Raw genomic sequence first — 22,288 nt, forward strand, 5'->3', positions numbered from 1 at the left:
ACAAAGCGACTATCGGGAATAGTCTGTTTGCTCATGCCTTTTTGTGTGCGTTTTGACGGTAAAGATAGAGAAGGGATGTTTTGTATATGTTTAAAAAGTTTTTTGGACAATTGCAACGAATTGGTAAAGCGTTAATGCTACCAGTTGCAATTTTACCAGCCGCTGGTTTATTACTAGCAATTGGTACAGCAATTCAAGGGGAATCCTTACAACAATACCTTCCATTTATACAAAATGGAGGAATTCAAAATATTGCTGATATGATGGCAGGTGCAGGTAGTATTATATTTGATAACTTGCCAATCATATTTGCGATGGGTGTTGCAATCGGTTTAGCTAGTGGTGACGGCGTTGCAGCTATTGCTGCGTTTGTCGGCTATATCATTATGAATAAAACGATGGGCGCATTTTTACATGTGTCGCCAGATAACGTAAATGATGCTGCGAGTGGTTATGCGAGTGTATTAGGTATACCAACCTTACAAACAGGGGTGTTCGGCGGTATTATCATTGGGGCGCTTGCTGCTTGGTGTTATAATAAATTCTTTAATATTTCATTACCATCATATTTAGGTTTCTTTGCTGGTAAACGTTTTGTGCCGATTATGATGGCACTGACTTCGTTTGTATTAGCATTTCCTATGGCTTTAATTTGGCCACATATTCAAACGGGTTTAAATGCATTTAGTGAAGGTTTACTTGACGCCAATACAGGATTATCTGTATTCTTATTCGGATTTATCAAACGTTTATTAATACCATTTGGCTTACATCACATTTTCCACGCACCGTTTTGGTTTGAATTTGGTTCATGGACTAACGCTGCAGGAGAAATTATTCGTGGTGACCAACGTATCTTTGTTGAACAAATTCGTGAAGGAAGCCATTTAACAGCAGGTAAATTTATGCAGGGTGAATTCCCAGTAATGATGTTTGGCTTACCTGCAGCTGCTTTGGCTATTTATCATACAGCGAAACCTGGAAGTAAGAAAATTGTGGCTGGTTTGATGGGTTCTGCAGCTTTAACTTCGTTCTTAACGGGTATTACGGAACCATTAGAATTCTCATTCTTATTTGTAGCGCCATTATTATTCTTTATTCATGCAATATTGGATGGTTTAGCGTTTTTAACAATGTATCTATTAGATGTGCATTTAGGATATACATTCTCAGGTGGTTTTATAGACTTTGTATTATTAGGTGTGTTACCGAACCAAACAAGTTGGTGGCTAGTGATTCCAGTAGGACTGGTATACGCAGTAATTTATTACTTTGTATTCCGATTCTTAATCACAAAATTCAATTACAAAACGCCTGGTCGTGAAGATAAGCAAGTTGAAGCTTCTACTGCAACAGCAAGTGAATTACCATTTGAAGTGTTAGATGCAATGGGTGGTCAAGAGAATATTAAACATCTTGATGCTTGTATCACACGCCTACGTGTTGAAGTAAAAGAGAAGAGTAAGGTCGATGTTGGTGGATTGAAAGCATTGGGTGCTTCTGGCGTGCTTGAAGTGGGTAATAATATGCAGGCAATATTCGGTCCTAAATCCGATCAAATCAAGCATGATATGGCTATGATTATGAAAGGTGAAATTACAAAACCAAGTGAAACGACAGTGCCAGTAGAGGACGATAATAAAGTAACGCAGATGGACGATTTGGATGAAGTAGAAATTTATTCACCAGGTAAAGGTCAAATCATACCTTTATCAGAAGTGCCTGATCAAGTTTTCGCTCAAAAAATGATGGGCGATGGTGTAGGATTTGTTCCTGAAGATGGAGAAATTGTGGCACCATTTGACGGTACGGTGAAAACAATATTCCCTACCAAACATGCCATTGGTATTGAGTCAGATGAAGGTATAGAATTACTTATCCATATTGGTATTGATACTGTTAAATTAGATGGTGCTGGTTTTGAAAGTATGGTTAGTACAGGAGACACAATTAAAAAAGGACAAACGCTAATGCACGTTGATTTAGACTATATTAAAGCAAACGCGCCTAGTATTGTGACGCCATTGATATTAACAAACTTAGAAAACCGAACACTTGAAGTAACTGAAGTAACAGACGTGAAATCAGAACAATTGATTATGACAGTTAAACAAGACTAAATAATCATAAAGATATAAACTTTAAGTGAAACTGCAATAAAGTAGTTATATAGCAACTCAAACAGTTCGAATTAATAAAAATTCGAACTGTTTTTTATTTTTTAAGATAAAATGTTGAAATATTCTGAAATTATAAATATCATAGGAGTTATGATTATATTAAAAATGAGGGTGAAATTATGAACTATAGACCATCAATGCAAGTGATGCCTAAAGTAACACTTGTGCCACCAGAGTCAAATATGGCTGAAGCATTATATCAAACAATTAAAGAAAATTTTTCACACTTAGAACCATTTCTAGAATTTATTACGGAAGATGTTACAGTCCAAGACGAAAGTGCATATTTGAAAATGATGATTCAACAGCATGCAGACAATACAGGTCGCTTATTTCTTATTTACTATGAAGATGATCTTATAGGTACCATAGATTTACATAAAATAGATACGAAGAATCGCAAAGCAGAAATTGGTTATTGGATTGCTGAAGATTATACAGGTAAGCAAATAACAACGACGTGCGTGAAGTATATGTGTCATTATGCATTTGAAACATTAGGCTTAAATAAATTGACTATTTTAGCCGATGTTCGAAATATACCAAGCAATAAAGTGGCTGAAAAAGTTGGCTTTTCTTTTGTTGCTACTGATTATCAAGATCTATTCGATGGAGAAGTATTTAGAGATATGAACCGTTATATATTATTAAAAGAACACTTTCACTAAAATAAATTAAACACTTTCATCGCGTTTTAAAAATAATAATTTGAAAGGGGATGGATATGGATATCACAAGAGGCATAAACCATATTGGATTAACGGTACCAGATATTGAAGTTGCAACTATTTTTTTCAAAAAAGCTTTGGACGGAAAGATAGCCTATGATAGTCAAACAAAAGCCGATGATGCACGATCAGGTGAATTTGTAGAACATGTCTTAGATATAGAGCAAGGGGCAAAAATTATAAAGAAACGTATGATGGTATTTCATAATGGACCTAATATAGAAATGTTTGAATTTAAAGATGCGGCTCAGCAAAGTCCAGCATCGTTACAAGATATGGGTTTTACACATATTTCATTTTACGTAGATGATTTTGAAACTACTTTTAAGCGAGTGATACAAGCAGGGGGCAAACCGATTTCAGAACCACACAATAATACAAAATATGAAGATACAGCAAATAATAAAACCGTATATATACGCACGCCATGGGGAAGTTTAATTGAATTACAAACTATTCCTGAGGGTTATTATTATCCAGATGACAGTGAAACTGAAGTGTTTATACCTAAAAAATAAATATAAAACTTTAACTAAGGGGAATCGATGATGTTACAAAGAAAATTAAATATCGCGAATTTAAAGACACCTATTCATAAATTAGAGTCACTAAGTCAGTCACTAGGTAAAGACATCTATATTAAAAGAGATGACTATACAGGAACCGAAATTTCAGGTAATAAGGTAAGGAAGTTAGAATATACAATACAGTATGTATTAGATAACGGTTATGATACAGTCATTACAACTGGAGCAATCACATCTAATCATGCGCGTGCAACTGCTGCTGTCTGTGCACAATATAATATAGAATGTCATTTAATATTGAGAGGCACAAAGAAATACTATGAAGGAAATTTGTTTTTGGCAACGATGTTAGGCGCTCATATACATCTTATAGAACCCAATGCTTCAAGAGAAGAAGCAATGGATTCATTGTATATAGAATTAGAAGAAGGCGGTAAAACGCCATTTAAAATACCTGCAGGTGCATCTGATTGGATAGGCGCTCATGGTTATATCAATACTTATGAAGAAATATTAGAACAAGAAATCACGTTAGGCGTTCAGTTTGATTCTATTAATTTAGCTGTAGGTTCTGGTGGAACATACGCTGGACTTTGGTTTGGCAAAACGAGTAATAACTTAGAAACTCAAATCATTGGATATGCTGTAAACAAAAATGCTGAAACTTTTAAAAATAAAGTCATTGAGATTATTAAAGATTTAGATAAGGAGACGCCCTCGTTTGAATCCATTTTAATCAACGACGAATATATTGGTTTAGGATATGGTCAAGCAACGGATGAAGAACTCCAATTTTATATTGACATCGCGCAACAAGAAGGGATAATATTAGATCCCACATATACTGGAAAAGCTTTTCGAGGACTTGTTGAGGAAATAAAACAAGGTCATTATGATGATCAGCAATGCATTCTGTTTATTCATACAGGTGGTTTACAAGGCTATACACAAGAGATAAGAACGCGAATTGAACAATTAATTGATGTAAAATAATACGTAGACACTATAAAAGTCGAAAGCGATGCTTTAAAAATATAAAATGGACAATTGCTCAAAGGATATGAGCTGTTTTTAAATATTATATTATTGTATTTTGGAGCAAATACGTTGATTATTCTTCTGAAAATGTTTCATAATGAGATACAATTTGTGTGACGAGGAAGGTGTTTAAAATGACGCAAACATTGACTACGATAGAATCATTTCACGCGTTTGTTAACAAACATAAATTAGCGGTTATACATGTGATGAGAGACAATTGTAGCGTTTGTCATGCAGTTTTACCACAGATAGAAGGACTTGTAGGTGAATACACTAATGTGTCACTAGGCGTTATAAATCAAAGCAATTTAGAAGCTATCGCTGGTGAACTATCGATATTTACTGTGCCGGTAGATTTAATATATTTAGATGGAAAAGAAATGCACAGACAAGGTCGTTTTATTGATATGCAACGATTTGAACATCAGTTGAATTTGATGTATCAAAGTATAAATTAATACAAAAATAAGACACCTCGTTTTAAAGTTACTCTAACATAACTTTAAAACGAGGTGTCTTATGTATAAAAATTATAATATGACTCAGTTAACACTACCAATGGAAACTGAAATTTTGATTTCATGTTCCCATCTTTGTGTTGTTGATATTTTTAATAACACAGAATAATTAAATTGTCTCAAATAAAAATGAGGGTAATTAGATTAAAAGTTTCATGTTTCTTAAAATTAATGTATGATAAAGAATATTAATAGCGCAATAGGGGGATGTATATGCGAATAGAAAGAATCTGTCCTGATGAAGCAGAGGCATTATATACTTGTATGAAGAAAATCGACCAAGAAACGCAGTATATGTTGTATTTGCCAGATGAACGTAGTTTTGATAAAGAAGCATTTATTGATGATATTAAGCGCAATTTTTATATTGGTGTTAAAACAGATGATAATAAAATCTTAGGCTATTTGTCTGCACATATTAGTACATTGTCTAAGGTGAAACATATTGGTTATATTGTGACAGGGCTCGTTAACAACAAGCAACAGCAAGGCTTATCAACAAAAATGTTTGATGAAACAATTAGGTGGGCGAAGCGCAAGGGGTTAAGACGCTTAGAATTAAATGTGATCACATCGAATACACCTGCTATAAACTTTTACGAGAAATTAGGGTTTAAAATCGAAGGTATTAAACGTGAATCGATTTATATGGATGAACATTACTATGATGAACTCTATATGGCAATGATATTGGATCAAGACCTTATTCCTAATGCTATGCGCATGTTGTAGTTGTCTGGCGAAAAGACAAGGTAAGATTGAGCAATCAATATGTATACATAAAATTAAAATATTAAGCTTGCGTAATTGCTTTTACTAAAAATGTGAACTACTTTATTATAAAATATATATATCAGACGAATTGAAGGAGGTTATATATTTTGTTGAAAAAAATTGTAGCATTAACGAGTATTGGTGTAATAACTTCCTACTTTTATGCTAAAGTAAAAGAAAAACGTAGTTATAAAAGCTTTTTATATGAAGCAATGATAAGAGCTACTCAAATGAAAAAGCCATTTGAAAGTGTAGAAAATGCGCAAAAAATCTTGAAAATTGTGATGAAAGATACAGAGGGGCCACATAAAGGCACGGGCTATAGCTTTCGTAACGATGTTCGAACTACAAACATACAAAATACAACGACATATGTAGTGAATGATAAAGCAGATAGCCAGCAGCGAGTTGTACTGTATTTACATGGAGGTGCGTGGTTCCAAGACCCCATTAAAATGCACTTTGAGTATATAGATATACTTGCAGATGAATTGGATGCGAAAGTCATTATGCCTGTATATCCCAAAGTCCCACATGCAACTTACAAAGAAACGTTTGAATTGCTTACTGAAATCTATAATAATATAATTGCTCAAGTAGAACATCCACAACAAGTGATTATCATTGGTGATTCGGCAGGCGGTCAAATTGCATTGTCATTTGCACAATATATCAAAACATTAGGCTTAGAACAGCCAAGTAATATTGTCTTGATTTCTCCTGTTTTAGATTTAACATTATCTAATCCTGAAGCACCAGTGTATGAAAAAATAGATCCTATGTTAGGCATTAAAGGTACACAATATTTCATAGAATTGTGGACAGGCGACACACCATTAACAGATTGGCGTGTTTCTCCAATAAATGGTGCATTAGATGGCTTAGGACACATTACAATTTCAATAGGCACAAAAGAAACGTTATACCCAGATGCAGTGAAATTATCGAACTTATTAAATGAAAAAAATATAGAACATGATTTCTTACCAGGTTATAATTTATTCCATATTCATCCAATCTTTCCAATTCCGGAAAGACGACAATTTTTAGAACAACTAAAGCAAATTGTCAATAAACATTAAAAAAGGCTGTTTTTTGGCCGACTTCTGCAGAAAAGCACGAGCCGAAGACTACAAGACTTTGGCTGTGACTACGTAAAGTGTGCATAAAAAAATTGCCAACAAAGTCTTAGACTTTGTCGACATACTGAAAGGACCTTTCAATTTTTGGAAGGTCCTTTATTTTATAAAATACTACTTACGCGAGTTATTTTAGGAAACGACGCACGTAAGTAGTATTATTTATTTTTTAAATAAGCTGGGAAAAATTCTGTGAATAGGTCAATAAATGATAAATACACATCTTTTTCTACATATTCATCTACTTGATGCGCTTGACTGACTAAACCAGGACCATACATAATAAATGAAAAATCTTCGTCCTTATCTACAAGTAGGTCAGAAGCATCGGTTACACCTGGTGAAGCTTCTAAAGGTAAATCAGCATTTAAATATTTGGTGCCCATTTCGTGTGCTAATTCTGCTAGTTTATTTTGACCCGTTGTATAAACAGGTGGTCTAGACATATAAGTGTCGATTTCAATATCTGTATGATCAGTTTCAACTTGTTTTAAAATTTCATTGAAATAGGAAATGAATTGTTCGTTGTCATGTTCTGGGATTGTACGTATATTAAATTCTGACTCAGCATGTTCGGGAATGGAGTTCACTTGGTTACCGCCATTAAAGATAGTAGCATTCATAATGGCATTACCTAAAAGCGTATTACTTTTATCAAATTTTTCAAAACCTTCATCCGCTTTATAAACAAATTTCACGAGTGGCGAAATCGCATTAAAACCAAGGTGTGGCATCGAACTGTGTGAAGCTTTACCTTTTGAAGTAACACGAATATCCATTGAACCTTTATGTGCATAAACAATTCTATCTTGAGATGGTTCGGCAATAACAAGTGCTTCGACATCTTTCATATAACCTTGTTCTTGGAAAGCTTTTGCGCCTTCACCTACGATTTCTTCGCCTGCAGTTGCGAGTAAACGAATTCTTCCATGGTCTATTAACCCTTGTTCTTTGATATCAATCAAGCTGATAACCAATGCAGCAAGTCCTGATTTCATATCTGCAGAACCACGTCCATAAAATTTATTATCTACTTCAGTTAATTTGAATGGGTCATATGTCCATTTATTTTTATCGCCTTCTGAAACGACATCCATATGCCCTGAAATACCTAGAACAGGCCCATCTTCACCAATTTCTGCTATTAAATTTGCACGTGTATCGTTGATTTTAATTATTTTGGAGTCGATACCATGTTTAGATAATAAACCTTTAAGATATTCACATACTTCAATTTCGTGGTCATTAACAGATTTAATACTTACTAAATCTTCTAGTACTTGAACTTTTTCTGCTTCTGAAAATTTACTCATCTTAATAAAACCCCTTTTCTTTAAATAATAACCATCTGTCAACTTAATTATATCTGAAGATTCCGACTAATTAAATTTTAACGTATTGAAATAGGGGATAAATAATGAAAGTGAAATTTATTCGAGTTTTTATTTATATTTTGAGCCCATATCGTATGTTTAACAAAAAAATCATACATGGCTCTTAGATGAAGTGCGATCTAGGGACCTTGTATGAGTATTAACATTGTGTGATAAAGTTTCTGTTTTTAATGAACTAGTAAGATTAGATTGTAATTCATCGGGTACGCGATTACTTTCAGTTGTTGTCTTTTCAGATGAAGCTTCATTATTGTATTCTACATTTTCAATGTTTGTAGGCTTATCAGTATCTAATACTGCACCCTTCATATCATTACCTTGCATACTTCCAACTAAAATCATAATGAGATAGCTACAAGTGATAAGAAATACAACACCAAGATATATAGAAACTACTAATTTAACAGATTTACTCATAAACTGCCTCCTATATAGATTTATTGTTCCCTACACACATAAGATAACATTTAATTTTTAATAACATGTTAAGAAGCAGTAAATATTATATATTTGTTTATGGCAAAATAAACCGCAATACTAAATTAAATTTAAATTTTTCGATAAAAAATATTTATTTTTTCTAAAAATATAAATGCCATTAAATAAGGGTTTATAAAGATAAAAGATGAATATTACATGTATTGTAAATTTGAATTTACGAAATATTAATCAATAATTCAAACAATTTATATTAAATCAATAACTGCATGGTAGCATAACGGTATTGATAGGTAGGAATTGTTTAAACGTTGTGAATGCTATTTTTAGTTGATACATCTTCACTATGTATTAAGAACATGATTAACCTGCTTTGATATATACATAAAATTAAATACGCTGCTGAAAAGAGGGATAAAATTTGCTACTCATCATCATATGTGTAGGTCTCATTCTTTGGCTAGGTATTGTTGAGAAAAAACAACATTCCTACAGATTAGAAAAAGTACCGATACGCATAAATATAAATGGTATAAGAGGTAAATCTACTATAACTAGATTGATTTACAGTACACTGCGTGAGGATAACTACCGAGTTATAGGTAAAACAACAGGGACAGATGCACGTATGCTGTATTGGTTTACACCAAGAGAGTATCCAGTTTATAGGAAGCCTCAAGGAGCAAATATCGGCGAACAACGTGACATTATTCGCAAAGTTGTAAAACAAAAAGCCAATGCGTTAGTAAATGAATGTATGGCAGTTAATCCAGATTATCAAATTACATTCCAAAAAGACTTAGTGAAAGCAAATATTGGTGTGATTGTGAATGTGATGGAAGATCATATGGATGTGTTAGGTCCAACATTAGATGAGGTAGCCGAAGCATTTACCGCAACCATTCCATACAAAGGACATCTTGTAGTGATGAAAGATGATTATACTAAATTTTTTGCTAAAGTTGCTAAAAAACGTAAAACAAAATTAATTGTTGTTAATAAAGAAGATGTGCCTGAATCCTATCTCAGAAAGTTCGGTTACATTGTATTCCCAGATAATGTTGCAATTGCTATGGGCGTTGCCGAAGCAATGGGCATAGATCGAGATACAGCTCTGAGTGGCATGTTAAATGCGCCACCTGATGTTGGAGCGGTTGAAGTTAAATACTTTAATGCTAACAATTCAACTAACGTTTATGTTAATGCATTTGCTGCAAATGAGCCGAAATCTTCAAAAGCAATACTAGACAAAGTTGAAACCTATAATTATCCATATAAAAAAATTGTACTTATATTAAATTGTCGTTCTGACAGGATCGACAGAACGAGACAATTTTGTGAAGATTTTTTAAAGGATGTCGAATTCGATACATTAATTTGTACTGGTAAAAGTACTCAAATGGTCAACGATGTAATGAAAGGCCAGCCGAATAAGAAGTATTTAAACTTCGAAGGTAAAGATATAAAAGAAGTTGAGCGCGCATTATATAAAGAGTCTCAAAATGCCTTGATTTTCTGTGTTGGTAACATTCACGGACCAGGTAAAGAAATAGCGCAATATATAGAAGGGATCAAATAATATGATAGGTTCAGAGTTATATTTTTCATTATTTGTGGGCATTGTACTAAGTCTCATCTTTGCCGAAAAATTTGGTATTAGTCCAGCTGGATTAGTAGTACCAGGATATTTAGCACTGATTTTTGATCAGCCGATTATGTTACTATCTGTACTCATTATTAGTTGCATTACATATTTCATTGTTAATCATGGTGTAAGCAAAATCGTAATTTTATATGGTCGTAGAAAATTTGCGGCAATGATACTTACTGGTATGGTATTAAAGTTTGTATTTGACATCATTTATCCCTTAACTCCTTTTGAAATGGTGGAGATGTCAGGGATTGGCGTTGTTATTCCAGGTATCATAGCAAATACAATTCAAAAACAAGGTGTCATTATTACTTTATCTACATGTATGTTATTAACATGTATTACTTATGTCATCTTATTCTTTTATAGCTTTATCAATTAGTAAGGAGCATAAATATGAAACAATCTAAACGATTTACTATAGAGGAACGGGTATTAAAATGGACGAAACGTCACAAAAAACGCAACTCTATATACACCGGCATTATTTTAATAGGGGCAATTGCACTTTTAATATTCACTATGTCATCACAAAAAGTTGAACCAGTTCAAGCTATGAAGAAAGCCAAGGATGATATAAGGATGACTTATTTAGGCAATATAGAAATGAATAAGCATATAAGGAAAAATAATATTAATGACACCTTTAGTCCGATAGAAAGTGTTTTAAATGCGAGTGATTACTCAACAGCAAGTTTAAAACTCACTAATTTTTCAGATGATAGAAAGACAAACATTAATATGAATTTAGAGAACGTCATGTTTTTGAAGGGTTTAAATATTAAAAGTTTAAATATTATCAACAAAGTCACCGATAATATAACAGCGAGAGAGTTTAGTAGAGCGGTAGAAGGGCAGGCTGGTTATAATTATTTAACTGGAAATGGTTCGAATCCTATTAATAGTAAAACAGTACAGCAAACAGTTAAAGGTAAAAAAATTGCCAACGTTTCGTTTACAGACGTTGAATCTGATTACACGGACACCTTGAAAAATACAACATCGGTGAGTTTAGAACCGAATATCTATATTCCATTAATTAAAAAGTTAAAAGAGGAAAATGATTATGTTGTGGCTAATGTTGATTGGGGAATAACGGATGAACGCGCTGTTACAACAAGACAAAAGAAATATGCACATTCACTTGTTGATGCTGGTGCAGATGTCATTATCGGTCATAACTCAGTTATTCAACAGATAGAAAAATACAAAGATACGAGTATTTTTTATAGCCTTGGTAACGTAACTTCTGAAGATTTTTTATCTAAAAATAAACAAGGCTTAGCTGTTCAGCAAAATTGGAATGGTAAAGATTCAGAATTTATGGTAACACCAATTAAATCACAAGGTGGAAAAATTACAGAATCCAATCCTAACAAAGTGGAAGAAATTAAATTATTGAACAATATTGAAAGTAAGAGTGTAGACCTTAAAAAAGAGAATGGAGGTTACGTATATGAACATTAAAACACAATGGGTGGGCATTACGGTAGTTTCAATAGTATTAGTCATCTTTTTATTAATTGTATTTGCTCGTGCGAATGAAGGCTTAGATCAATATGAACAAAATGAACTTAAAACATCGCATCACCAATATTTGTCTAAAGGAGCTTAAGTATGAGTATTTATAATAAAAAAACACTCATCGTAATCTTACTCCTTACTATAATCATTTCTTTTATCTTTTTTATAGCAACCAAAGAAGATAATTATAATAAAGATGAATTATATGAAAATAAGATTGCTGATCATGATCAAAACCCATCTGATGAAAATTATGGTGTTGCGTCTAATAACCCAATAGCAAGCCGTGTTGGTGAGAAAATTATTAAAGATGGAGGAAATGCTGTAGATGCTTCCATGGGAGTTTCATATGCATTAGCAATAACCGAGCCTCACTCCTCTGGCTTAGGTGGAGGAGGCGCAATGTTATCCTATGATGGCAAACCGAATGTTGCGCCAAAGCAATGGCAATACAAAGATATTTCATCATTTAAATATGATGAGAAAGACGAAATAGGCACACCAGGTTTTGTACGAGGGATACATGATGCCCATAAAGAAGCGGGTAAAATGGATGAAGAGAAAATCTTAAACTATGTGATTCCTTTAGCAGAAGATGGGTTTGAAGTGGATTCGGAATTAGAACGCAGTTTGAAATTATATGGTTCTGATGTTGATAGAAACTCACCATTCTTTGAAGATGACAAAACTAAAAGAGAAGGCGAAGTAGTTAAACAGCCAGAATTAGCTAAAACAATTAAAGGAATTAGAGATCATGGGCCAGACTATTTCTATGATAAAGTGGGCGAAAGTGTTTCTGATCAAGTAGATGAAGAAATAACTGAAAAAGATTTTAATAGTTATAAAACCACGAAAAAAGAACCGGTTAGTACAGATTATTTAAATACTAAAGTATATTCTGCATCTAATCCATTAGGTGGCACATTGATGCTTCAAGGTTTAGAAATAGATGAAGCAACAAACAATCAAGTGCCACAAAATACCCAATCTGCGCCAGCAAATGAACAAATAGATCCAAATAATCAAACTACCCCTAATAACCGTTTAGATTATATTACTGGTATTTTAAAATCGAGAGCACTTATGTATCGAAATAGAGATATAGTCAATGGCCAAGATGAAGATTACGATGAATACTTATCTCAAGATTATTTACTAGGCAAACTAAATGAAGTGAACTTTGAAAGTAATTTCAATACAAATAATGTAGATAATACCAGTACAACACACTTTGTTGTAGTTGATAAAGAGGGCAAAGTAACAAGTACGACTAATACCTTATCAAGTTTCTTTGGTTCAGGTGATTTTATGAAGGAAGGCTTCTATATGAATAACTCTTTATCAAACTTTTCTTCTGATCCGTTAAGCCCTAACCATGGTGGGAAACATAAAACACCTAGATCATATACAGCTCCAAGTATAGTGGTGGGTCCTGATTATTATATGGGTATTGGGACGCCAGGAGGTAATAAGATTCCTACCACAACCAATGAAGTCTTGATAGATTACTTAAAGGGTAATGGCACGCTTCAAGAGTCAATAGATAAGCCACGCTTTTACAATGATGGTGGTACAGTGTTTTATGAAAATGCTATGAGTAAGGCAGATGTTGCTATTTTCAAAAGTTTAGGTTTTAAAGTAGAAGAAAAACGAAATGATCCTAACTTTGGTAGTGTGCAAGCAGCACTTTACAATAAAAATGATAAGACTGTAGAAATAGGTCACGATGTTGGTAATAGATAACATAAGACGCAAGCTAAATTGATGATTCTAGAAAACAACATAAATTTGATGACAAAAAGTGAAAAGGTAGATTTCCTATTTAAGGAAGTCTGCTTTTTTGTCATATTAATTTAAATAAGTTTAGGATGTTAGTCGGAAATAAATTTTATAAAGTTCTGTAATATTTATTATTAAAGTAAAGATATGGTTTGAAATTAGAAAAAAACTGTATTAACTTGTACGGGGATGGATATAAGTAGAAAAAGACCATAATAGTTGGTAATATAATGTTTATATAATGCATTTTATGAGTAGAGTATAAAAATGGACTTATAAAATATGTTTATATAGCAAGATATTTAATAATAAAATTTAAAAAGTAAAATAAAAACTGAAAAAGCAACAACTACATAGGAGGGAAATATATGATATATGCTGGTATTTTGGCTGGAGGTATTGGATCACGAATGGGAAATGTTCCATTACCAAAACAATTTTTAGATTTAGATGGGAAACCTATCCTTATTCATACAGTAGAGAAATTCTTATTAACAAGTGAATTCGATAAAATCTTTATTGCTACACCTCAAAAATGGATTTCTCATACAAAAGATACTTTACGTAAACATAATATTAATGATGACAGAATTAAAGTTGTGCAAGGCGGCGAGGACCGTAATGAAACCATTATGAGTATCATAGAGGCAGCAGAAGCCGAAAACGGTATTACTGATGAAGATGTTATTGTTACACATGATGCAGTTAGACCATTTTTAACACATCGCATTATTAAAGAGAACATAGCAAGTGTTTTAAAATATGGTGCAGTAGATACTGTAATAACTGCGACTGACACAATCATCACATCAGAAGATGGTGAGTCTATAAAGTCTATACCAGTTAGAAGTGAAATGTATCAAGGTCAAACGCCTCAATCATTTAATATTAATTTGTTAAGAAATAGTTATAATGAGCTCTCAAGCGATGATAAGAAAATTATGACAGATGCCTGTAAGATACTAGTTGTAGCAAACAAATCTGTAAGACTAGTTATGGGAGAATTATACAATATAAAAATAACGACACCTTATGATCTTAAAGTTGCTAACTCAATCATAAAAGGTGGGATGTCGAGTGATTAATCAAGTATATCAACTCGTTGCTCCGAGACAATTTGAAGTAACATATAATAATGAAGACATTAAAAGCGATAAAGTTATTATAAGACCATTGTATTTGTCAATTTGCGCTGCAGATCAAAGATATTACACAGGTAGCAGAAATGAAAAAGTGCTGAAAAATAAGTTGCCAATGTCGTTGATTCATGAAGGTGTTGGTGAAGTTGTTTATGACAATAAAGGTGTGTTTGAGATTGGTACGAGAGTCATTATGGTGCCTAATACACCTGTGGAAAAAGATGATGTTATAGCTGAAAATTATTTACCAAGCAGTAAATTTAGATCGAGTGGATTTGATGGGTTTATGCAAGATTATGTATTTATGGATCACGATAGAGTCGTTGAAATAGATGATAGTATCGAAGATTTAAGTACAATTGCTTATTCAGAATTAGTCAGTGTAGCCTGGCATGCAATTCAACGTTTTGAACGTAAATCAATTTCATATAAAAATAGTTTTGGCGTATGGGGAGATGGGAATTTAGGTTATATAACAGCTATTTTACTCCATAAACTATATCCAGACGCTAAAATTTATGTTTTTGGTAAAACGGATTACAAATTAAGTCATTTTTCATTTGTAGAACATATATATCATATTCATGAAGTTCCAGAAGATGTCTCATTTGACCATGGTTTCGAATGTGTGGGCGGTAAAGGAAGCCAGTCTGCGGTGAATCAGATTATTGATTTGATTTCTCCAGAAGGGACAATTAGTTTGTTAGGCGTAAGTGAATATCCAATAGAAGTAAATACACGTCTTGTACTAGAAAAAGGTATAACGATGTTTGGAAGTAGTAGAAGTGGTGCACAAGATTTCAGAGATGTTGCTCAATTTTATAAAGACAATCCTGATGTCGTTGAAAAATTAGCACTTCTAAAAGGTAATGAATTTGATATTAAAACCATTAATGATGCTGTAAAAGCATTTGAAACAGATTTATCCACATCATGGGGCAAGACTGTGCTTAAATGGACAATGTAAAGAACGTGAATATATAAATATAAACAAGATAACTGAAAATTCAATTTATATTTATTTTCAACTATTCTAAATTAGTTATTAATATCGGTTCAAGGGTTTTAAAACTAATTAATTGAACAAGAGAGGGTTTTTAAAATTGAGCAAATCTAAAATAATAATTGATGACATCTATTGGGAGCGAATTCAATTATTTATTGAAGGTCACGTTAATGATATTGAGCTTAACAAGAAAAATTTTGTTTTGCGAAATTTGACTGAAACTAAAGAATTAGCAGCAAATGATGTGAAAATTGAAGGGAATAAATTTAGAGCACGTTTTAACGTGGCGATTTTAGATGATGGAAACTATCTTCCATCTGGTGAATATCTCATTGTCTACAAGGATGATTTTGATTATATTGCCCATATCAATGAAGCGTTACTGAATCCTAATAGTTATGAATTAGATGATATCCAACTAGAAGAATATGAAGCAGAAGAAACACAAAATGGAAAAAATAATTATCTTTTGACCCATTATGAGTTTGTATTTAAAAAAGGTGGCAATTCTAAGAAAACAGAATATGCTGTTCAGCCCATGATTTCGAGCGAAGTAAATGAATTTGTATTAAATATTGATTTTAAAGCGCCTGAACCGAAAGTAAATCCAATTAAGAAAAAAATGATGGATTTGCGTTTAAAATACAATAGATACTCTTTTAATGTGCGTAATTTTGTATTTCAATCTATATTTAAAGTTACTAAATTTTTCCACTTGAAAAAAGGGAATACAGTATTATTCACTTCTGATTCAAGAGAATATATGTCAGGTAACTTTGAGTATGTATATAACGAAATGCTGCGTCAAAATTTAGATGAAAAGTATAAAATTCATGCCTTGTTTAAATCTAATATTTCAGCTAGAAGAAATTTCATTGATAAATTTAAGTTTCCGTTTTTATTAGGTAAAGCAGATTATATTTTCGTAGATGATTTTCACCCACTACTATATACAGTGAAGTTTAGAAAAAGCCAAGAAATTATACAGGTTTGGCATGCAGTTGGGGCATTTAAAACAGTTGGATATAGCCGTACTGGTAAAAAAGGCGGTCCGTTCTTTAATTCTGTTAACCACAGAAACTATACAAAAGCCTTTGTATCCTCTGAAACAGACATCCCTTTTTATGGGGAAGCATTTGGCATTAAAGAACAGAATATTATACCAACAGGCGTGCCTAGAACAGACATTCTTTTCGATGAAAATTATGAAAGAGAAATTGTAGCTGAAATGGAGCAAGATTTACCTATCATTAAAGGTAAAAAAGTTATTCTATTTGCACCAACATTTAGAGGCAGCGGCCACCACACAGCACATTACCCATTCTTTAAAATAGACTTTGCGAGATTTGCTCGCTATTGTCGTGAAAATAATGCTGTTGTACTGTTCAAAATGCATCCATTTGTAAAAAACAGATTGAATATACCTAGAGAATATGAACAATATTTTGTAGATGTATCAGATTTTAGAGAAGTTAACGACATTCTATTTGTTACAGATATATTGATTAGTGATTATTCTTCTCTAGTATATGAATTTGCAGTATTTAAACGTCCAATGCTCTTTTATGCATTCGACCTTGAAGACTATATTACTTCACGTGATTTTTATGAACCATATGAAACTTTTGTTCCAGGTAAAATTATTGAATCATTTGATGATTTAATTACAGCATTAGATAATAACGATTACGAAGTAGAAAAAGTATCACCTTTCTTAGACAAACACTTTAAATATCAAGATGGGCGATCAAGTGAACGTTTAGTAAGAAATGTATTTGGAAGTTAACTTATAGAACAACTAAAATAATAAGGTGAATATAGTGAGTTAAGTACAATGATAAATAGACTGATGGTAAGATATAGCGTATATTTTAATTGCTATTAAACTAAGTATATTGCATTGTATCTTAACTCACTTTTTATGAGGTGAAATAAAGTGAAATTTTCAATTATAGTACCAAGCTATAACTCAGAAAAATATATTGAAGAGTTATTAAACAGTTTAAAAAATCAAAAGTATGATAAAAAAGATTTTGAAGTGATACTTGTAGACGATTGTTCAACAGATGACACTCTAAAAATTGTAGAACCATATAAAGACAAAATGAATTTGATTGTGAAAAAACTTGATGCAAATTCAGGTGGTCCAGGTAAACCAAGAAATACAGCACTACAAATTGCTCAAGGAGAATATGTATTTTTTGTAGACTCTGATGATTATATTAATAACGATACGTTAAAAGATGTGTCTAAATTTGTAGATAACAATAATGCAGATGTGGTATTAGTAAGAATGGAAGGTGTAAATGGTCGTGGTGTTCCAAGGTCTATGTTTAAAGAAACGAGCGACTCTGTGACACTAGAAAATTCGAGGATCATATATACACTAGGTCCTACTAAGTTTTATAGAACCTCATTATTACGCAATAATAATATTGATTTTCCAGAAGATTTGCGTAGCGCTGAAGATCAACTATTTACAATGAAAGCTTATCTTAATGCAGATAAAATAGCCGTATTAGCTGATAAACCTTATTACTATGCTACAAAACGTGAAGGCGAACATATGAGTTCAGCCTACGTTTCACCAGAAGATTTTTACAAGGTCATGTCATTGATAACAGAAGCAATATTAGACAGTCCTTTAGATAATAAACATAAGGTGCTAGGTTATTTTATAGATCGTCATTTCTCTTTCTCAAGAACTAATAATTTTTCTCTAAAAATAGCAGATGATAAAAAAGAAGTATGGATGGATGCATTAGGTGACTTTATTCAAAAAGTACCTTCTGAAGTAGATGAATTAGTAAACGATGCGTTGAAACCATTGTTGTATTACGCACGTCTAAAAGATATGAAACATTACCAAAAGGTTGAAGAAAGTTATAAAAATGGTCGCTTTTATAACTATAATGCACATCAAGGAGAGCTAGAAATACAATTTGGTGAAAATGAGCCGTTTTTCACATTCAAACAATTGATTAAACCTGATTTAAGAATGTCACAGTTTAAATTTAATGATAAAGGATTTGAAATAGAACTAGAATTCTTAAAATCAATTATTAATCCTAATCATGTTGCGACAATGATTCAATTAAAACTTGTATCTCGAAATAAAAAAGAGCTGATTTATGTACCATTAGCAATTAATGATCAATCTCACTTTAAATTTAGTGCGTCGATGAATGATATAATCCCATACTTGGTGAAAGAAAAAGTTTGGGATGCCTTTTTAGAGATGAGAGTAGATAACATGATTGTGGAAAAACGTATTGGTAGTAAACGTGCAAAATACCCTTATGAGGTAGAGACAAGTACAATTGCAGAAAATAATAATAAATATTATCGCTTTACACCATACTTCACAAAAGATTTTGATAACCTGTCATTCTATGTAACTAACAATAAACTTTATGACATGTTAGAAGTTACTTCTAAAGACAGTAAAACAATACAATTACGTAGCTTAAAATTCAATTACTTATTATCAGAAGGTATGACAGCACTTATGTTGTCTAAACGCTTCACGTATGGTTATTTAAACAGTTTAGCAACAAACGATAAGATGACGTATCATTTAACTGTTCAAGAGAAAGTGAAAGTAAACGAACTTAAAAAGAATTTTAGAATTGAAACGCCGCACTTAATTTTAAAGTATTAATTATATATTAGTATATCTTTAAAGATATCTAAGCATAAACTCAAAATTGAATAGATGACTGTTAGAATTCTACGGAAATCTAACAGTCATTTTTTATTTAACAATATAATTATTTTATGGGGATCATGAAATATAAAATTGAAGAATTAGAAACTGTTAATACCATAGGTTCTTTATGAGCATGCATATTTAATTTTGCTAATGGATAGTTGGTATTATTTATCTGTTTTAGTATTGCAGGATTAATATATTTTTGGTTGAGCTTGTGAGGTACCAAGTGTGAAACTATACCATGATTACGGTTGAGTAACCGCGTAAAAACAGGGAAATCGTTAGAGAAGTTATGGCTAATATTGACTTCTAAGGATCTATGAGTCTTATTACTTTGATTATTAAACAGTAAAAAATGATAATGGTTTTTTGTTTTAGCTATGATGCCATAAGAAAGTAATACAACTTGATTGTTGATAAAAGGCTTCAATAAACTATAAACATGAACGATAGGCATTGCGCTTTGGTGGTGATTGATAAGCATAAAGTGTGTTTTATCATCTGTGTAATATGCATAGCCAAAGCCACCGATCTGTTGACTCAGTTCAATCAATAGTTCAATCAATAATATATGAGTAGCATCAGTCTCATTATTGAAATAAACTTTCAATGCGTTATGCGTTATTTTACTGAAGATTAATTTTTTTGATTGTTTTCTTCCAATTTGATGAAGAAATAGCGCTATATTTTGTTTTAAAGTATTTTCTGATTTAGAATAAGTTATTTTTTTTGAAATTAAATTTCCAAATGTAATCAAGTCATAATTAACATAAAAATAATCTACTTGTAATGCATTAATTTTCTTAATAATGTGAGTGAGGTTATGACCATATTCAATAAAAGGGTCTATAACAATTCCTGTTTTTAACAAAGGAAACTGGTGATTTAATCTTTTGATGAGCAATGGCATATCTTTAATAGAACTGGTTTCAAGTTCAAACAATAGCGTTATTTGTTCTAAGAAATTTTTAGTATTTAGGGTTTCTTTCAATACTTTAAGTACATGATAATCAAATGTTTCTACTAAATTTAAAGTAGTAATTTTAAATGTTAAATCATACCCTTGAGTAATTAAATATTTAATTGTATCCAATAACTGTTGCGTATCTAAATCATTTAAGTACACGAAGTCTGTATTTTTAATTAAAAAATTTACTTTAGAGAAGTTGGAATAAATATTATTTTGTATAGCATGGTAATTAAATTTTAATAAGTCTTGTAAATTATCTAACCGAATAACCATAAAAGTATCTTCGAAGTGTTGGTCAAAAGATAGGCTAGGTAGATTTAAAGTATAGGGCAATTCTATTTGATTACGAGAAAAGTTATAAATATCCGAAAAATATTTAGACAAATTAGGCTCATTAATTGCTATTTGATAAGGATTGTTGAAATAACCTTTTCTAAATTGATAAATATACCTTTTAGGAGGTACGCCAATATAATGTTTGAAATGTTTTGAATAAGTACTTACATTCATAAACTTATATTTTGTTGCTACATCATGAATCGCTTTATTATCCTGTATTAAATCAAATATGGATAAAGCGATTTTTAATGAACTTATATAGTGTTTAAAATTCATAGTTAATATTTTTGAGAATAAAATAGAGATATAGGATTGCGAAATGAAAAAAGTTTTGGATACTTGTTTAGTAGTTAAAGCATCATAGATGTTTTTATGGATATATTGCGTTAGGCGATAAACTAGCGGGTGCTTTGTGTATAGGGGTGGTAAATAATTATTTTGTAATGTCACTTTTGCTTCTTTTAGTAAAAACTCAATTATATTAGAAATATAATAATTCATTGCATTTTTGTCTTGAAAATTATTTTGGAGCTTTTGTAAAATTAAGTTTTTGAATTGCTCGACATAACGTATTTTATTAAAGTCAAAAAATGCATGGGATAAACACGTATCCTTTTCAATAAATAAAGGTAATGGGATATTTAGTTCAAGAAGATCTTGAACATCAATCATTTGATATAAATCAGCATTGTTAATTATAACGCCATTTTCTATCGTTATAATTGAGCCATTCAAATTAATTTTACATGGCTTTCCTAGTGGAAGTAGTATAATTACTTTATTTATACAGCGTGTTAATTCAGTTGTGTAATGACTTCTAATAGATAAAGAACTTATCACAAATATCACCTTTGCCTAAATATAAACCGATTGCTTTATAGTAATAACGCTATTGTACAACTGTGACATGAAAAAATGTTCGAATATCAAATAAGATTAACAAAAGGATATCTTAAAGTAATAATTAGTCATTTAGATAAATGACTTCTTAAAGAAACATGGGAATTCATTAAAATTATTGTGTTCTAAATTAACAAATAAGGTACTTTATTTAAAAAGAAAAAATCTAGATGCGTTGAAAATAAATGGGTTTGTATATATTTTTAAAATATAGGCTAAATATATGCAATAAACATAAAAGTGAGGATATAAGTGTTTGTGTTGTAAATTAAAGTGAGAGAAAGTATTAAATAATGAAAAAGTAATGCGCTTCTTGCAATTAGAACGAAAGGTGACGTACTAACTTTATGATTTATTTAAAAGGATAATAAGGGGAAGCGTGAACTATACAAGAAGATCTAAAACCACAGCCTGAAAGTGATTTTAGATCTCTTTGCAAAGGGCCTATATTGAAGTATATGCTCATTTGCTGAGAATCATGTTTATACGCTTTATTAAAACGGGTGCATAAAGTTTAATTCTGGGAATG

19 protein-coding genes are annotated in these 22,288 nt (G+C 31.7%); 16 read left to right on the forward strand and 3 right to left on the reverse strand.

All coding sequences use genetic code 11. The features are described from left to right. Nucleotides 1-86 precede the first annotated feature (86 nt). The 7 genes from ptsG (at nucleotide 87) to AAA453_RS03685 (ending at nucleotide 6,850) form a co-directional block, all read left to right on the forward strand. Nucleotides 87-2,120: a glucose-specific PTS transporter subunit IIBC gene (ptsG, locus tag AAA453_RS03655; RefSeq protein WP_427706354.1), complete on the forward strand. Its 2,034-nt coding sequence runs from the start codon at nucleotides 87-89 to the stop codon at nucleotides 2,118-2,120. A 179-nt stretch (nucleotides 2,121-2,299) separates the two neighbouring features. Then, nucleotides 2,300-2,848, forward strand: a complete 549-nt coding sequence (locus tag AAA453_RS03660; RefSeq protein ID WP_069833195.1) for a GNAT family N-acetyltransferase — start codon at nucleotides 2,300-2,302, stop codon at nucleotides 2,846-2,848. Nucleotides 2,849-2,904: 56 nt separating this feature from the next. Next, the gene (locus AAA453_RS03665) at nucleotides 2,905-3,426 is read left to right on the forward strand and encodes a VOC family protein (protein ID WP_069817201.1); all 522 of its coding nucleotides are present in this window, start codon (nucleotides 2,905-2,907) and stop codon (nucleotides 3,424-3,426) included. Nucleotides 3,427-3,456: 30 nt separating this feature from the next. Then, complete coding sequence (locus AAA453_RS03670; RefSeq protein WP_069817199.1) at nucleotides 3,457-4,428, forward strand: D-cysteine desulfhydrase family protein; 972 nt, start codon at nucleotides 3,457-3,459, stop codon at nucleotides 4,426-4,428. A gap of 179 nt (nucleotides 4,429-4,607) precedes the next feature. Then, on the forward strand, nucleotides 4,608-4,934 hold the full coding sequence (locus AAA453_RS03675; protein ID WP_427706356.1) for a thioredoxin family protein: 327 nt from the start codon (nucleotides 4,608-4,610) through the stop codon (nucleotides 4,932-4,934). A gap of 273 nt (nucleotides 4,935-5,207) precedes the next feature. Next, entirely contained in the window at nucleotides 5,208-5,726 is a 519-nt protein-coding gene (locus tag AAA453_RS03680; RefSeq protein WP_427706358.1) for a GNAT family N-acetyltransferase, read from the forward strand. Between the two features lie 149 nt (nucleotides 5,727-5,875). Then, complete coding sequence (locus AAA453_RS03685) at nucleotides 5,876-6,850, forward strand: alpha/beta hydrolase fold domain-containing protein (RefSeq protein WP_427706360.1); 975 nt, start codon at nucleotides 5,876-5,878, stop codon at nucleotides 6,848-6,850. Between the two features lie 215 nt (nucleotides 6,851-7,065). Here AAA453_RS03685 and AAA453_RS03690 read toward each other — a convergent pair whose 3' ends face one another. Both AAA453_RS03690 and AAA453_RS03695 read right to left on the reverse strand, forming a co-directional pair. Continuing rightward, nucleotides 7,066-8,220, reverse strand: a complete 1,155-nt coding sequence (locus AAA453_RS03690; protein WP_427706362.1) for an ArgE/DapE family deacylase — start codon at nucleotides 8,218-8,220, stop codon at nucleotides 7,066-7,068. A gap of 171 nt (nucleotides 8,221-8,391) precedes the next feature. Then, nucleotides 8,392-8,718 (reverse strand): hypothetical protein, encoded by a 327-nt coding sequence (locus AAA453_RS03695; protein ID WP_427706364.1) that lies wholly within the window; start codon nucleotides 8,716-8,718, stop codon nucleotides 8,392-8,394. A 442-nt stretch (nucleotides 8,719-9,160) separates the two neighbouring features. On the opposite strand from AAA453_RS03695, the gene pgsB reads away from it, so the two are divergent. The 9 genes from pgsB to AAA453_RS03740 all read left to right on the forward strand — a co-directional run bounded on the left by pgsB (nucleotide 9,161) and on the right by AAA453_RS03740 (nucleotide 19,499). Beyond that, nucleotides 9,161-10,318 carry a poly-gamma-glutamate synthase PgsB gene (gene pgsB / locus AAA453_RS03700; RefSeq protein ID WP_427706366.1) on the forward strand — a complete coding sequence of 386 codons (1,158 nt, stop codon included), beginning with the start codon at nucleotides 9,161-9,163 and terminating at the stop codon, nucleotides 10,316-10,318. 1 nt (nucleotide 10,319) lies between these two features. Beyond that, nucleotides 10,320-10,772 (forward strand): poly-gamma-glutamate biosynthesis protein PgsC, encoded by a 453-nt coding sequence (pgsC, locus tag AAA453_RS03705; RefSeq protein WP_002506667.1) that lies wholly within the window; start codon nucleotides 10,320-10,322, stop codon nucleotides 10,770-10,772. A gap of 14 nt (nucleotides 10,773-10,786) precedes the next feature. Beyond that, nucleotides 10,787-11,857: a CapA family protein gene (locus tag AAA453_RS03710; protein WP_069817186.1), complete on the forward strand. Its 1,071-nt coding sequence runs from the start codon at nucleotides 10,787-10,789 to the stop codon at nucleotides 11,855-11,857. Then, nucleotides 11,847-12,005, forward strand: coding sequence for a hypothetical protein (locus AAA453_RS03715; protein ID WP_172793174.1), 159 nt, complete (start codon nucleotides 11,847-11,849; stop codon nucleotides 12,003-12,005). The genes AAA453_RS03710 and AAA453_RS03715 overlap by 11 nt, the downstream gene beginning before the upstream one ends. A 2-nt stretch (nucleotides 12,006-12,007) precedes the next feature. Further along, nucleotides 12,008-13,657, forward strand: a complete 1,650-nt coding sequence (locus tag AAA453_RS03720; protein WP_427706368.1) for a gamma-glutamyltransferase — start codon at nucleotides 12,008-12,010, stop codon at nucleotides 13,655-13,657. Between the two features lie 404 nt (nucleotides 13,658-14,061). After that, on the forward strand, nucleotides 14,062-14,778 hold the full coding sequence (locus AAA453_RS03725; protein WP_340754835.1) for a D-ribitol-5-phosphate cytidylyltransferase: 717 nt from the start codon (nucleotides 14,062-14,064) through the stop codon (nucleotides 14,776-14,778). Further along, entirely contained in the window at nucleotides 14,771-15,799 is a 1,029-nt protein-coding gene (locus AAA453_RS03730; RefSeq protein ID WP_427706370.1) for an alcohol dehydrogenase catalytic domain-containing protein, read from the forward strand. The genes AAA453_RS03725 and AAA453_RS03730 overlap by 8 nt, the downstream gene beginning before the upstream one ends. Nucleotides 15,800-15,935: 136 nt before the next feature. After that, nucleotides 15,936-17,624 carry a teichoic acid ribitol-phosphate polymerase TarL gene (gene tarL, locus AAA453_RS03735; RefSeq protein ID WP_427706372.1) on the forward strand — a complete coding sequence of 563 codons (1,689 nt, stop codon included), beginning with the start codon at nucleotides 15,936-15,938 and terminating at the stop codon, nucleotides 17,622-17,624. 150 nt (nucleotides 17,625-17,774) lie between these two features. Beyond that, nucleotides 17,775-19,499, forward strand: a complete 1,725-nt coding sequence (locus AAA453_RS03740; RefSeq protein WP_427706374.1) for a glycosyltransferase — start codon at nucleotides 17,775-17,777, stop codon at nucleotides 19,497-19,499. A 109-nt stretch (nucleotides 19,500-19,608) separates the two neighbouring features. Here the strand turns inward: AAA453_RS03740 and AAA453_RS03745 are convergent, their stop codons facing one another. Further along, nucleotides 19,609-21,531, reverse strand: coding sequence for a helix-turn-helix domain-containing protein (locus tag AAA453_RS03745; RefSeq protein WP_427706376.1), 1,923 nt, complete (start codon nucleotides 21,529-21,531; stop codon nucleotides 19,609-19,611). Nucleotides 21,532-22,288: the final 757 nt, after the last annotated feature.

Origin of the sequence: Staphylococcus parequorum (assembly GCF_039237145.1) — a bacterium.
In the GTDB taxonomy this organism is placed as follows: Bacteria; Bacillota; Bacilli; order Staphylococcales; family Staphylococcaceae; genus Staphylococcus; species Staphylococcus equorum_A.

Bases quoted from the DNA above. Each gene is read 5' to 3' on its own strand.
- AAA453_RS03710 (WP_069817186.1), top strand. From the start codon at position 10,787: ATGAAACAATCTAAACGATTTACTATAGAGGAACGGGTATTAAAATGG.
- AAA453_RS03670 (WP_069817199.1), top strand. From the start codon at position 3,457: ATGTTACAAAGAAAATTAAATATCGCGAATTTAAAGACACCTATTCAT.
- AAA453_RS03660 (WP_069833195.1), top strand. From the start codon at position 2,300: ATGAACTATAGACCATCAATGCAAGTGATGCCTAAAGTAACACTTGTG.
- ptsG (WP_427706354.1), top strand. From the start codon at position 87: ATGTTTAAAAAGTTTTTTGGACAATTGCAACGAATTGGTAAAGCGTTA.
- AAA453_RS03690 (WP_427706362.1), bottom strand. From the start codon at position 8,220: ATGAGTAAATTTTCAGAAGCAGAAAAAGTTCAAGTACTAGAAGATTTA.
- AAA453_RS03665 (WP_069817201.1), top strand. From the start codon at position 2,905: ATGGATATCACAAGAGGCATAAACCATATTGGATTAACGGTACCAGAT.
- pgsC (WP_002506667.1), top strand. From the start codon at position 10,320: ATGATAGGTTCAGAGTTATATTTTTCATTATTTGTGGGCATTGTACTA.
- AAA453_RS03720 (WP_427706368.1), top strand. From the start codon at position 12,008: ATGAGTATTTATAATAAAAAAACACTCATCGTAATCTTACTCCTTACT.
- AAA453_RS03675 (WP_427706356.1), top strand. From the start codon at position 4,608: ATGACGCAAACATTGACTACGATAGAATCATTTCACGCGTTTGTTAAC.
- AAA453_RS03725 (WP_340754835.1), top strand. From the start codon at position 14,062: ATGATATATGCTGGTATTTTGGCTGGAGGTATTGGATCACGAATGGGA.
- AAA453_RS03695 (WP_427706364.1), bottom strand. From the start codon at position 8,718: ATGAGTAAATCTGTTAAATTAGTAGTTTCTATATATCTTGGTGTTGTA.
- AAA453_RS03745 (WP_427706376.1), bottom strand. From the start codon at position 21,531: ATGATTGATGTTCAAGATCTTCTTGAACTAAATATCCCATTACCTTTA.
- AAA453_RS03680 (WP_427706358.1), top strand. From the start codon at position 5,208: ATGCGAATAGAAAGAATCTGTCCTGATGAAGCAGAGGCATTATATACT.
- AAA453_RS03715 (WP_172793174.1), top strand. From the start codon at position 11,847: ATGAACATTAAAACACAATGGGTGGGCATTACGGTAGTTTCAATAGTA.